Annotated in this window: 12 protein-coding genes and 1 pseudogene; 5 read left to right on the top strand and 8 right to left on the bottom strand. The window is 71.9% G+C overall.

Translation table 11 applies throughout. The annotated features are described in order from the left end of the window. Nucleotides 1-195 precede the first annotated feature (195 nt). Nucleotides 196-1,479: an NAD(P)H-dependent oxidoreductase gene (locus ABD160_RS07500; protein ID WP_344019791.1), complete on the bottom strand. Its 1,284-nt coding sequence runs from the start codon at nt 1,477-1,479 to the stop codon at nt 196-198. Then, complete coding sequence (rfbC, locus tag ABD160_RS07505) at nt 1,479-2,045, bottom strand: dTDP-4-dehydrorhamnose 3,5-epimerase (RefSeq protein WP_344019793.1); 567 nt, start codon at nt 2,043-2,045, stop codon at nt 1,479-1,481. The genes ABD160_RS07500 and rfbC overlap by 1 nt, the downstream gene beginning before the upstream one ends. 187 nt (nt 2,046-2,232) lie before the next feature. On the opposite strand from rfbC, the gene ABD160_RS07510 reads away from it, so the two are divergent. Together ABD160_RS07510 and ABD160_RS07515 are read left to right on the top strand one after the other, a co-directional pair. Continuing rightward, nucleotides 2,233-2,907 (top strand): YceI family protein, encoded by a 675-nt coding sequence (locus ABD160_RS07510; RefSeq protein WP_344019795.1) that lies wholly within the window; start codon nt 2,233-2,235, stop codon nt 2,905-2,907. Between the two features lie 196 nt (nt 2,908-3,103). Then, a complete protein-coding gene (locus tag ABD160_RS07515) occupies nt 3,104-4,606 on the top strand; it encodes a sugar transferase (protein WP_344019797.1) in 1,503 nt (500 codons plus the stop codon). Nucleotides 4,607-4,619: 13 nt separating this feature from the next. On the opposite strand, the gene ABD160_RS07520 is transcribed toward ABD160_RS07515, so the two are convergent. From ABD160_RS07520 to ABD160_RS07535, 4 genes are all read right to left on the bottom strand, one after another. Further along, the gene (locus ABD160_RS07520) at nt 4,620-5,561 is read right to left on the bottom strand and encodes a hypothetical protein (RefSeq protein WP_344019799.1); all 942 of its coding nucleotides are present in this window, start codon (nt 5,559-5,561) and stop codon (nt 4,620-4,622) included. Further along, nucleotides 5,554-6,330, bottom strand: a complete 777-nt coding sequence (locus tag ABD160_RS07525) for a hypothetical protein (RefSeq protein ID WP_344019801.1) — start codon at nt 6,328-6,330, stop codon at nt 5,554-5,556. The genes ABD160_RS07520 and ABD160_RS07525 overlap by 8 nt, the downstream gene beginning before the upstream one ends. 370 nt (nt 6,331-6,700) lie before the next feature. After that, on the bottom strand, nt 6,701-7,267 hold the full coding sequence (locus ABD160_RS07530; RefSeq protein ID WP_344019803.1) for a hypothetical protein: 567 nt from the start codon (nt 7,265-7,267) through the stop codon (nt 6,701-6,703). A 139-nt stretch (nt 7,268-7,406) separates the two neighbouring features. Continuing rightward, nucleotides 7,407-8,042: an arsenate reductase/protein-tyrosine-phosphatase family protein gene (locus tag ABD160_RS07535; protein WP_344019805.1), complete on the bottom strand. Its 636-nt coding sequence runs from the start codon at nt 8,040-8,042 to the stop codon at nt 7,407-7,409. Between the two features lie 240 nt (nt 8,043-8,282). Between ABD160_RS07535 and ABD160_RS07540 the strand changes: the two genes are divergently transcribed. Beyond that, on the top strand, nt 8,283-9,233 hold the full coding sequence (locus ABD160_RS07540; RefSeq protein ID WP_344019807.1) for a GDP-L-fucose synthase family protein: 951 nt from the start codon (nt 8,283-8,285) through the stop codon (nt 9,231-9,233). Nucleotides 9,234-9,256: 23 nt separating this feature from the next. On the opposite strand, the gene ABD160_RS07545 is transcribed toward ABD160_RS07540, so the two are convergent. Continuing rightward, nucleotides 9,257-10,024: a hypothetical protein gene (locus ABD160_RS07545; protein ID WP_344019809.1), complete on the bottom strand. Its 768-nt coding sequence runs from the start codon at nt 10,022-10,024 to the stop codon at nt 9,257-9,259. Nucleotides 10,025-10,381: 357 nt separating this feature from the next. Between ABD160_RS07545 and ABD160_RS07550 the strand changes: the two are divergent. Then, nucleotides 10,382-10,933, top strand: a pseudogene (locus tag ABD160_RS07550) (sugar transferase); the annotation flags it as partial. Nucleotides 10,934-11,002: 69 nt separating this feature from the next. Then, nucleotides 11,003-11,614, top strand: coding sequence for a hypothetical protein (locus ABD160_RS07555; protein ID WP_344019811.1), 612 nt, complete (start codon nt 11,003-11,005; stop codon nt 11,612-11,614). A gap of 37 nt (nt 11,615-11,651) precedes the next feature. Here ABD160_RS07555 and ABD160_RS07560 read toward each other — a convergent pair whose 3' ends face one another. Then, complete coding sequence (locus ABD160_RS07560) at nt 11,652-12,308, bottom strand: hypothetical protein (protein WP_344019813.1); 657 nt, start codon at nt 12,306-12,308, stop codon at nt 11,652-11,654. Nucleotides 12,309-12,526: the final 218 nt, after the last annotated feature.

Below are 12,526 nucleotides of genomic sequence, written 5' to 3' on the forward strand. Positions count from 1 at the left end.
CCTGGGTCTCGGTGCTCACACAAGCATCGTTAGCCCGGCTGCCCCCGGATTCTGATCACTAACCGACAATCATCAATTGTGATGACGCCGAGCAGAGCAGAGGTCTCGTCTGGTCGATCGACTGAATACGAAGCGTGACAGTCGGCACGCGCCGCGCCTGCCGGCCGGTCACGCCCCGTCGTCGATGCGATCCGGTCACGCGAACAGCTTCTCCTGCTCCTCCCGCAGCGCGTCGATCAGCCGCCCCGGCGGCAGCGTCACGTCGTCGTAGGTGAGCACCTCGTCCTTCGCGACGTCCCGGGTGAGCACCCCGCCCTCGGCGACCCCCATCGGCAGCAGCCTCTCCGACCGGGTCACCGGCGACGCCTCGGCGACGCCGTAGCTGTCGTAGCCGCCCAGCCCGTCCAGGGTGTGCCCGGCCTTCAGGTCCCGCTTGGCGGTGGCGACGACGTCGACCCGCTGCGCCCCCGGCGGGGTCAGCGCGGCGTCGGCGAAGTCGACGGCCCGCACGATGGTGTTCGGGACCTCGAAGTGGCACAGGTGGTACGGGGTGTAGAAGCTGTACAGCGGGCCCTCGCCGAGCTTGTACAGGTTCAGGTAGTGCTGCTGCTTCGGGTCGTCGTGGGTGCCGAGCACGTAGATGCCGGGGCCGGGCTTCGCGCCGACCACGTAGTCGACGACGCCGCCCAGCTCGCGCAGCTCCTCGACGTCGTAGACGCTCGTCAGCTCGTCGACGTGGCCGGCGTGGTCACGGCCGTACATCCCGCGCTTGCCGACGGTGAAGCCGAACGCGTTCGCCACGATCGCCTGCTCGAACGACACCTTGGTGCCGTCGGCGAAGCTGGTGACCATGTAGGGGTCCTGCCCCCACTTCTCGGCGAAGCCCTGCTGCGTGGTCGGGTTGCGGTACTCGTCCTGCAGGCCCTTGATGTTGCCCGCGACCAGCGGCGTGATGCCGATGCCCTTCACGAACCGCAGCAGGTTCGCCTGCACGCCCGGCTGGTCGCCGTCCGCCCCGGTCAGCACGACGCCCGCCTGCCGCGCCTTCTCGGCGAGCAGCGGTCCGACGGTGCCGTCCAGCTCGGCGTTCATGGTGACGACGGGCAGGCCGCGCTCGATCGCGGCGACGGTGACCCGGGCGCCGAACTCGACGGCACCGGTGACGTCGACGAGCACGTCGATGTTCTCGGCGGCGAGCAGCGCGAACGCGTCCCCGAGGACGGCCGGGGTGCCCTGGGCGATCGCGGCCTCGACCTCGCCGGTGGTGGACACCTCGACCGGGCTGAGCCCGGCCTCGGTGTAGGCGCGCACCGCGGTCGGCACGGTCCGGTTGGCGATCGCGACGACGTCCATCCCGGGCGTCGAGTTGACGATCTGGTTGACCAGGCCGCGGCCCATGAAGCCGGCGCCGACCAGGCCGACCCGGATCGGGCGGTTCTCCGCGGCCCGCTTCGCGAGCGCGGTGTCCAGGATCAGCATCAGCGGGCCCCGCTCGACACGGCCGGGAAGTCGGCGTTGTCGGCCAGCAGCGGCCAGTTCGCGTCCTTGTCCGAGATGTGCGCGATCTCGACCGGCCAGTCGACGTCCAGCGCCGGGTCGTTCCAGCGCAGCCCGCGCTCCGCACCCGGGGTGTAGGGGGTGGAGACCTGGTAGATGGTGGTCGCGTCCGGGGTGAGGGTCAGGTAGGCGTGCGCGAAGTTCCGCGGCACGTACATGGCCCGGTAGTTGTCCTGGGACAGCTCCGCACCGAACCACTGCAGGTAGGTGTCGGACTCGGGCCGCAGGTCGACGATCAAGTCGTAGACCGCGCCGCGGACGCAGCGGATGACCTTGACCTCCGCGTTCGGCTCCAGCTGGTAGTGGAAGCCGCGCAGGGTGCCCGCCTCGTGGTTGTACGACAGGTTGCACTGGCTGATCGTCGGGTCCAGCCCGGCGTCGACGAACTCCTGCTCGCAGAAGGAGCGGGCGAAGAAGCCGCGGTCGTCGGACAGCTTCTTGAGGTCGATCAGGGCCGATCCGGCGAGCGGGGTCGGGTGGATGTCCATACCTTCAGCGTCGCCCATCGGGGTCCCGGGGTTGCGTCCGGCCTCCACATCGTGACGGGTGCAACGCAGCCTGTCGGCCCAGCGTGGTCGCTGCGACACGGAACGTCGCCGGCCGCACCACGCACCGATCTCACGGGGCCCCGGCTACGGTCGGCCGAAACCGGACAGAACGCACCTCAGGAGCAGCATGAGCCGGAAGGTCCGTTACCTCGTCGGGGCCGGGGTGCTGCTCGCGCTGCTGGTCGTCGCCGTCCCGTTCGCCTACGCCCGCTGGATCGCCCCGGACGCGGCGGCACCCCTCGCCATCACCCCGGGCTCCGGTACCGCGGCCGGGGAGCTGGCGGGCAGCTACACCGTCGGGCCGGGGTCCGAGGCCGGCTACCGCGTCGGTGAGCTGCTGTTCGGTCAGCGCGTCGAGGCGGTCGGCCGCACCTCCGGGGTCTCCGGCCCGGTCGAGCTGTCCGGGACCGAGGTCACCTCCGGCGAGGTCACCGTCGACATGAGCACCGTGACCAGCGACGACGGCCGCCGCGACGAGTACTTCCTCGGCGACCTCATGGAGACCGACCGGTACCCGACGGCCGTGTTCACCCTGACCGGTCCGCTGGATCTCGGCCCGGAGTTCGCCGACGGCACCCCGGCCGAGGTCACCGCCACCGGCACGCTCACCGTGAAGGACGTGACCCGCGAGGTCACTTTCCCGCTCGCCGCCGCGCGCGACGGCGACACCGTCAACGCCTCCGGCGCGATCCCGATCACGTTCACCGACTTCGGCATCGAGCCGCCCGCCTTCGGCGACGTCGTGACGGTCGACGACACCGGCGAGGTCGAGTTCCTGCTCGCGCTGACGCCCGCGGGCTGAAGCCGGCCCGGAAACACCGGCATCGCCGAACCCCCGGAACGGGCCGCCGGGCGCGCGGCTCGACGGGTCCGGCGCTGCAGGCGGGCGAGCACGGAACGTTGTCGGGCGATCACCCGACGGGGTAACGCCAAGCGACGTCCCAGCGACGAGAAAGGCGTCCGGTCCCCATTTGCCCCGAAGGAGCCGTTTCCCACTCGTGAGCACCTTCCCGGACGTATCCCGCGGGCCCGAGGCCACCGTGCCCCGCACCCGCGGGATGCGAATCGCCCTCCCCGAGCAACGCCGGCACCCCCGGCCCCCGGCACCCGGCGCCCGCTGGCAACGGCGCTTCTCCCGCCTGGTCGCGGTGGGCGACCTGACGACGATCGCCGTCGTCGTCACGGTCTGCGTGCTCGCCGGCCTCACCGGCCAGGAGGCCGCCGACCGGGCACGGCTGTGGACCGGGCTGCTGGCGGCCGGGCTGCTCGCGCTCGCCCTGCCGATCCTGCGGGCCTGGGACGGCAGGGTGCTGGGCCAGGGATCGGCCGAGTTCGTCCGGCTGGGACGGGCGGTGGTGCTGGCCGACGTCGCGCTCGCCCTCGGCGGGCTGGCGCTGCTGGTCCAGTCGTCGCGGGAATGGGTGTTCCTGCTGGTGCCGCTCACCGGCCTGGCGATGCTCGGCACCCGGTTCGCGCTGCGCAAGTGCCTGCACCACCAGCGCGGACGCGGGCGCGGGCTGCTGCCGGTGCTCGCGGTCGGGTCCGAGGAGGCGGTCGCCGACCTGATCCGGCGCACCCGCCGGGACCCGTACTTCGGCTGGAACGTGACCGGGGTCTGCACCCCGACCGGTGACGGGCACAGCATCGAGGACGTGCCCGTGCTGGGCGATCTGGACTCGGTGCCGTCGCTCGCGACGGACGGCACCCACGGCGTCGTCGCGGTGTGCCGCGCACCGGGCTGGGGCCCGGCCCGGCTGCACCGGCTCGCCTGGCAGCTGGAGGGCAGCCGGACCGAGCTCGCCGTGGACCCGGGCCTGATGGAGATCGCCGGTCCGCGCATGCACATCACCCCGGTGGACGGCCTGCCCCTGCTGCGCCTGTCCGAGCCACGGTTCTCCGGTGTCGCGCGAGCGGTGAAACACACCGCGGACAAGCTCGTGGCCGCCCTGCTGCTGCTCCTGGTCGCCCCGGTGTTCCTGACACTCGCGGTGCTGGTGAAGCTGCACGACCGGGGACCGGTGTTCTTCGCCCAGGAACGGGTCGGCACGAACGGCCGGACCTTCCGGATGATCAAGTTCCGGTCGATGGTGACGGACGCCGAGGCCCGGCTCGCCGAGCTGGCGCAGCGCAACGACGGCGCCGGCCCGCTGTTCAAGATGCGGCAGGACCCGCGGGTCACCCCGATCGGCGCGTGGCTGCGCAAGTACTCCCTCGACGAGCTGCCCCAGCTGCTCAACGTGCTCAACGGCTCGATGAGCCTGGTCGGCCCCCGGCCGCCGCTGCCCAGGGAGGTCGCCGGATACGCCGACGACGCCCGCCGCCGACTGCTGGTGCGGCCGGGGATGACCGGTCTGTGGCAGGTCAGCGGGCGCAGCTCGCTCACCTGGGAGGAGTCGATCCGGCTCGATCTGCGCTATGTGGAGAACTGGTCGGTGGCGCTGGACCTGCTGATCCTGTGGAAGACGTTCGGCGCGGTGCTGCGCAGCAGGGGCGCCTACTGAGCCCCCGCCCCCGTCAGCCGGGGCTCCCGGCGACGAACTCGAACCGGGCACCGGCGAGATCGGCCGGGATCCGGAACGTCGGCGCCGTTCCGCCCGGCGTCCACCCGCCGGGGAGCAGGTAGTACGTCCGGTCGGCGAACACCAGCAGCCGCAGGCCGCTGTAGCGGTAGGTGAACCCGTCCGGCTCGGCGGCCTCGATCACCGCCTCCGAGACACCGGGGCCGGCCAGCTGGAGCCTGCGGGTACTGACCACGACGACACCCGGCCGCTGATCGAGCCGGCTCGCGTAGTGATCGGCGAGGCCGCGGCCGATCGCCTGGGCATACTCGGTGACCAGCCAGAACGAGGACGCGACGAGCAGCATGACGGTGAGTGCGACGACCGTCGTCCGGGCTGCGGCCGACTCCGGGACGGCACCGTCCCACCGCTCCCGCCAGCGCCGGACGATCCACCGGCCGTAGGCCGTCAGTACGACGGCAACGACGAGCAGCGCCGGCGTGGCGAACACCGGTGCGCGGCCGGCCGCGCCGGTCACCGAGTGGACGATGCCCGCGAACAGCCCACCGAGACCGATCGCGACGAGTACCCGGCCGGCCCGGAGCAGCCGCCGGTCCGCGGAGCGGTGCACGGCCTGCCGCACGTGACCGTGCAGGACGACCGCACCGAGCGCGACGAGCAGGCCGATCCCGATCGGCCCGTACAGCGGCTCGACGCTGCGCAGGAGGTAGTCCTGGGTGGTGAACCCGAGCACCGCGACGTCGACCCCGAAGTAGGAGAACAGCGTGTAGGACCGGATCCAGCCGAAGTAGTAGAGCAGCGCGGTGAGCAGGCTCGCCGGGGCCACGACGGCCGCGACCGCCTGCATCGTGCCGTGGAAGGTCGAGCCGGGCGGCTCCGGCTCCGGCGCCACCGGCCGGGTGCGGGCCGGGTGCTCGGGGCCGGCCCGATCAGCCACCGCCGGTCCCGACCAGGCTGAACGGGCCGTCGTCGTTGCGGACGGACTCGGTCCACATGATGATCGTCCGATCGCCGGAGGTCTGCCGCTCGAAGTTCCGGCCGGTCTCGATCCCGGTCTCCGGCTCCGGCTCGCACGGGAAGTAGGTCTCGGCCGTGCAGACGTGGAGGAGATCGAGGTGGAGACCGGCTTCGGCGGGACCGGTCCGGTCCGGGTGGAAGACGACGTCGAACGTGCACTCCGCGCCGGCGGGCAGGGCCTGCCCGGAGCAGCCGTCGTCGGCGACGGTGAACTGCAGACGCTCGCCGGGGTCGTCCTCCGTGAGCTCCACCCGCACGATCACGATCTCGTGGTCGGGATAACCGGCGACGGTGAGGGTCGTCCGTCCGGAGCCGCCCAGCGGCACGACACCGATGTCGTAGGCGGGCGCACCGAGCGTGAACGGAGCACCCAGGATCGGGCCGAACGGCGTGAAGCTCGGCCCGCTGAGCCCGCTCGACTCGGGAGCGAGCGGCGAGGTCAGAGCGGGTGCGGCGAGCGTGCCGGCCGACGATTCCGCACCGGCGGACGGAGGCCCGCCCGCTGCCGGCTCCTGCTCCGGGGGTCCGGCGGCGAGCCCGTCCGCGCTGCCTGCGCCCTCTGTGCCGTCTGAGCCGTCTGTGTTGCCTGACTTCTCCCGGCCGGTGCCGGGCGCCGGATCTCCGGCCTCGGGCGGATCCGCTCCCCGCTCGACCGGCGCCCCGGGTGGCGGCTCAGACAGCCCTCCCACGGGCGGCGACCCGGGTACCGGCTCCGCCGGAGGTGCGCCGGGTACCGGCTGCGCCGGAGATGACCCGGGCACCGGTTCGGCCCACGGCCGCGGACGCTCCACCGGCGGGGCACCCGGGGACGGTCCGACCGGCTCGTCCCCCGCCGCCGACGGGGCGACGGGCGGCAGCGGCGGCACCGGCGTGCTCGCGTCGCCGCACCCGACGACGAGCGCGACCGCGGCCAGGAGCACAAGACGCAGCACCGGTACCCGCACCCGCGCCCCCTCGGTTCCCGCTACCCGGTCACCAAGTCGAACACCGGGCGTGGTCTCCGGGCCACCACAGTTCTGATGATGTGCAGCGGCAGCGCACGCGGGCGACCGTCGTCGCTCACTGCTTCCAGGCGTCGATCCAGCAGAATGTCGGGGTGTTTCCGGGGCGCGGCGATTTCACCGGCTCTAACTCGTACTGCCCGTTCACCGAAACCGTCTCCCGGCTCGGATGACCGATGTTGCCGGATCCCACGTCCCCGAGCAGGAAAACCTTCAGCACCCCGGACGTTCCTTCGTTACCCGGACACCGGTCGGTCGGGATCTCGATGAACGGCGGCACCTCACGGTCGGGAAGGATCTGCTTCGTCACCCGGGAGTCGGCGACGTCCCGATAGAAGCTGACGTCGATGTCGGCGTACCGGCCGACGAACAGCGCCACCGTGTCGCCGCGCTGCGCGATCCGGATCATCGATGCCGAGACGTCCCTGGCCCCGCCCGGGTCGCTGACCTCGGACGCGACGACGTTCGAGGCGAATGCCCGCTGCAGACCGCCGTCGGTGAGGTTGTGAACGACTCCCACCGCCGCGACCACGAAGGCGAGGACCGCACCGATCCGGGCGAGTGCGCTCCTGCGGATCCGATCCAGGAAGCTCGGCCGCCGAACGGGCTCGTTCACCTCGGGCATCGTCGCTCCCCCACAACATCGGCACCCGCGCGACCGATCAATGACGGTCGCCGTCCGAGAAATGGTTGTAGCGATTCCGGAGACAACCGTACAGCGAAGTCCCCACTATTGGGGAGCGTGAACTGCCGGGTGTACGGATTCAGCGCCGGGCGACCTGCGCCCGCGGCGCGAGCACGTCGACGATGCCGCGCACCGCGTCGAACACCAGCCCCACCGCCTCGGCGTGCTCGCGTTCGGACCCGCCCATCGGATCGGCGACCGTGTCGTCGGCCGGCGGGATGGTCCCCCGCAGCGCGCGTGCGGCGTCGACCAGCGTGCGGCCCCGCTTGACCAGGTCCGGCGGGAGGGTCTGCTGGTCGGCGGCGGCGACCAGCCGGGCGAACTCGCGCAGCGCGAAGGTGCGATCCAGCAGGTGCGGATAACGCTCCAGCACGGTCGAGCGGTGCCGGACGTTCGCGCCGAGCACCAGATCGACGCCCGCGACGGTCCGGTCGTCGAGCTGACGGGCGCGGAAGCCCTCCGCGCGGTCGCCGTCGAGGCCCCAGGGGGCGAGCTGGGCGCGGGACAGCGGATGCATCCCCGACCCGACGACGGCGGCGACACCGGCGCTGGTCACCTCGACCCGGGCGGCCGCACGGCCGCCCAGCCGGCCGATCAGCAGATGCCGCATCAGCAGCTCGCCGGCCGGGGACCGGCAGATGTTGCCGGTGCACACGACGAGCACCCGGAACCGGTCGTCCGGTCCCGGCCGGTCGGCCTGCGGCGGGCGTGCCATCGGCCCAGTGTGGAACGGCAGGTGCGCCGGACGCACCTGGTCGTGCGCAACCGCACGATCTGCCACCGACGTCATCCGTGCTCCCCCGACGAGAGTTGTTCGTCCGTTCAGTCGCTCGCGAGCTGCACCGTATTTCCGATCGGACCCGGAACGCCCGGAACGTCCTCAACTCTGATGAGGTGGTAACGGTGCCGGCCGGACGACCGATTACCGGCGGAACCCGACCCACGAGGAGTGCAGATGCTCGACAGGAACGCGCGGCTCTACATCGCCGGGCGGCGCGGCCTCGCGGGGTCGGGCATCGCCCGTGCCGCCGGGGCCGCGGGTTTCACCGACATCGTCGGCGCCACCTCCGGCGAGGTCGACCTCCGGGACCGGGAGGCGGTGTTCGATCACCTGCTCGACGTGCGCCCGGACGCGCTGGTCCTCGCCGCGGCGAAGGTCGGCGGCATCGTCGCCAACAACAGCCTCCCGGCCGAGTTCCTGTCGGACAACCTGCGGATCCAGGTCAACGTGCTCGACGCCGCGCACGCCGCCGGCGTGCAGCGGCTGCTGTTCCTCGGGTCGTCGTGCATCTACCCGAAGTTCGCCGAGCAGCCGATCCGCGAGGAGTCGCTGCTCACCGGCCCGCTGGAGCCGACCAACGACGCCTACGCGATCGCGAAGATCGCCGGGATCATGGGGGTGCAGGCGGCCCGCAGGCAGTACGGCCTGCCCTGGATCTCCGCCATGCCGACGAACCTCTACGGCCCGGGTGACAACTTCCATCCGGAGCACTCGCACGTGCTCCCCGCCCTGATCCGCCGCTTCCACGAGGCGGTCGAATCCGGCGCGTCCGAGGTGGTGCTGTGGGGCACCGGTACCCCGCGGCGGGAGTTCCTGCACGCCGACGACCTGGGCCGGGCGATCATCCACCTCCTGGACACCTACGACGAGCCGCAGACGATCAACGTCGGGGTCGGTACGGATCTCACCATCCGCGAGCTGGCCGAGCTCGTCGCCGACGTCGTCGGGTACACCGGCGAGATCGTGCAGGACACCACCCGGCCGGACGGCACGCCCCGCAAGCTCCTCGACACCAGCCGGATCACCGCGCTCGGCTGGTCGCCGACCGTCGAGCTGCGGCAGGGCATCACCGACACCTACCGGTGGTTCGTCGAGCACCACGCCGAGGCGCGCCTGTCCGGCTGAACCGGCTCCTGGCCCGGGTCAGGTCAGGCCAGGTAGGCGAACGACAGGTTGTCGAGCTGGACGGTGAACGACGTCCCGTCGTTCGTCCAGGCGTAGAGCCGCACCTCGCGGATCCCGTCGATCGCGGTGACGGTCCGGTCGTCGAGCAGCCCGGGGATGTCGAAGACGACACCGTCGGGGGTGGACTCGATCGTCACCCGGTAGGTGCGGCCGGGCTCGAAGCGCCCGTCGCCGGCGTACTCGATGTCGCTGTCGCAGCGCGCCGTCGGGCACGACTCCACCCCGTACCCGGGCGGGTCGTCGGGCCCGTTGCCGGGGCCGACGACGATGCGGCGCTGCTCCCCCGACTCGCTGAACAGGATGACGTAGAGCCCGCCGTCCCCGGGGCCGTCGTCGGCCGGGATCCGCACGTCGAACGCGGCGGCCTGCACCGTGCGGTCGGTGACCGCGGTCAGCGTGGCGCCCTCGTCGCCCTGCCCGGGCAGCGTCCGGTCCACCGCGGCCGTCAGCGCGCCGCGGTCGATCGTGAAGTGCCCCGCCGGGTCGTCGACCTCCCACCGGCCGGGATCGAGGCGGGTCGCACGGAAGTCGTCGAACAGCTCGTAGTCGGGGCCATCGGCGGTGGGCGCGCCGCGGAAGGCACCGACGTCGTTCAGCAGCGCGACCAGCGCGATGACCACGCCGGCGATCGCCACGGCGGTACCGATCCGCGGGTGGCTCCACCAGGCCCGCGACGTCCAGTGCGGTCGGGGCCCGGACGGCTCGGTGCCGGACGGCTCCGGCGGCTTCACTCGTTCCTCCACACCGCACGTCAGCGCCGCGGTGATCGGTCGCGTTACGACGCGCCACACCCGGCGCGGCCACTTCCCCATAAGTGATGACCTTCACGGCCTCCGGCTAATGGCCCGTTCAGGGGATGCGATAGCCGCTTCGGAAACGGTCCCCAGCCGAACCCCCACGGAGCCAGAACGATGAACAGCGTCGACCGAACCGACGTCGCCCAGCCGGTCCGCGAGGCCGAGCAGGCCACCACCGCGGCGGCAGCCGCGATCTCCGCAGCCGAGTCGGCCGCGAACGCCGGCGTCGCCGAGCGTCCGGCCCGGCGCACCGAGCGGGCGCGCACCGTGCTGCACGGTGCGCTCGCGCTGCTGCTGGTGCTGCTGCTCGCCCCGGTGCTGGTCGCCGTCGCCGTCGCCGTGAAGCTGGACGGCGGCCCGGTCCTGTTCCGGCAGACCCGCGTCGGCCGCGACGGCACCCCGTTCACGATGCTGAAGTTCCGCTCGATGTGCGTGGACGCCGAGGCACGGCTGGCCGGACTGACCGACCGCAACGACGGCGCCGGCCCGCTGTTCAAGATGTGCGCGGACCCCCGCATCACCCGGGTCGGCTGCGTGCTGCGCCGGTTCTCCCTCGACGAGCTGCCGCAGCTGTTCAACGTGGTCGGCGGCTCGATGGCGCTGGTCGGGCCGCGTCCGGCGCTGCCCCGCGAGGTCGCCCGGTACTGCCCGCTGGCCCGGCGCCGGCTCGCCGTGAAGCCCGGGCTGACCGGGCTGTGGCAGGTGTCGGGTCGCAGCGACCTGTCGTGGGAGGAGTCGATCCGGCTCGACGCCGAGTACGTCGAGCGGCGCTCCACCGCGCTGGACGTGCGGATCCTGTTCCGCACCGTCGGCGCGGTGCTGGGCGGCGGCGGGGCGTACTGACAGCCGAGCCGGCACAGCCACATCAGCGGGACATCGAGTTCGCAACTCCCACCGACCGCGACGGACGGCATGACACAGACGAACACGACGAGGCGGCCGCGGCGCGCCGCCGTCGAAGCGTCCCTGGGGCTGCTGGCCGCTCTCCTGACCGTCCTCAGTGCCTACCTCGGACTGCAGACGGTCCTCATCAGTAGCGCTCGTGACGACGCGCAGACGACCGTCTCCGACCGCGACGCTCAGCTCACGGACCTCAACAGTCGCGTCACCGCACTCGAGGACGTCAACCGCAGGCTCGGCGACGAGAACTCCGAGCTGCGCACCCAGCTCGGGCTGCCGGCTCCCCAGGGGGAACCGCTCGCCCCGGACGACGCCACCGTCCGTCGGAGCGGGCAGGTGACGGTAGCGGCCCAGGGGGACAACCTCGATCTCGATGCTCCGAAGAGCGAGTCTCAGTGGAGCGGGCCGTACCGGGATCTGGGTTACGACGGCCGGGCCATCCAGTTCCTGGCGGGCAAGTTCCTCCCGCTCGGCTCGACGCAGGCGAGCTATGAGCGGTGCGACGCCGAGACCGGCTACCGCTCGGGGAGGGCGACCAGCCTGGAGATCGGCACGGTGACCGCCGGCGACCACGTCTGCGTTTTGACCAACGAGAACCGGGTCGGCGCTCTCTCCGAATTCTGAAGATCGAACCCGATGCGGTCGTCGTGGACGTGGTGATCTACGACCCGCCGCGCCCCTGACCGGGAGAGGATGGGCCAGCAGAGCCCATCAGTGCGAGAAGGTGGCCGGCCTGACCGGTGGACACTCCGTCCAGCGCGATCTCCACTCCCGACGCGGTGCACAACCTGAGGTCGGTCACCGAACTGATCCCCCAACGCCTCCGCTGGACGGCAGCAGCACTGGTGACCGTCTCGACGGGCCAGCGCCAGGACTCGGCCTCGGCAATCCGGGCGTCGAGCTGGATGATTCCCAGGTGAGTGCTGGTCAGCACCACGACAGCCGATCCGTTGGGGCGACCCGGTATGTTGCCGATCCCGACATACCGGAGCCACTCGGCGTCGTCGATCCAGTCCGCCACGACCGAGGCGACACTCGTGCCGTTGCCCATCGCATGCTGCGGGCCGGGCAGGACGTGCCGGAGCATGGCCCGCACCGCCAGGTGGATCATCTCGGTCGTCGAACGGCCACCGGAAGGAGCATCCACCGGAACCGCGAGGCGACGGAGGAGCTCCGGCTCGACTGACCACACATTCGATGAGTCGATCATGATCGGCGGGTGGCGAAGGATACCGTCGACCGCGGTGCCGGTCGTCGGTAGGTCGTGGCGATCGACGAGAACGGGGACCACCGGAACCTCCCGCTGCTCTGCGACCATCAGCTCCTCCCGGACCCAGTCCCGATCCGGACCGCGGAGACGGGCGAGGTTGCGTTCGTCGTCCCACGAGGGACCGATCAGGGCCACGACCGCGGACGAGCGACCCACGGCAGCGACCAGCTTCCGCTCGAATCTCCCGCGTCTGCTCAGGAACAAACGTGTCGAGGTAGACCTGGTCGTCGCCGAGCCGATCCATCAGCAGCCCGGTGACCAGGCCC

Origin of the sequence: Pseudonocardia kongjuensis, from assembly GCF_039526905.1 — a bacterium.
Classification (GTDB): domain Bacteria; phylum Actinomycetota; class Actinomycetes; order Mycobacteriales; family Pseudonocardiaceae; genus Pseudonocardia; species Pseudonocardia kongjuensis.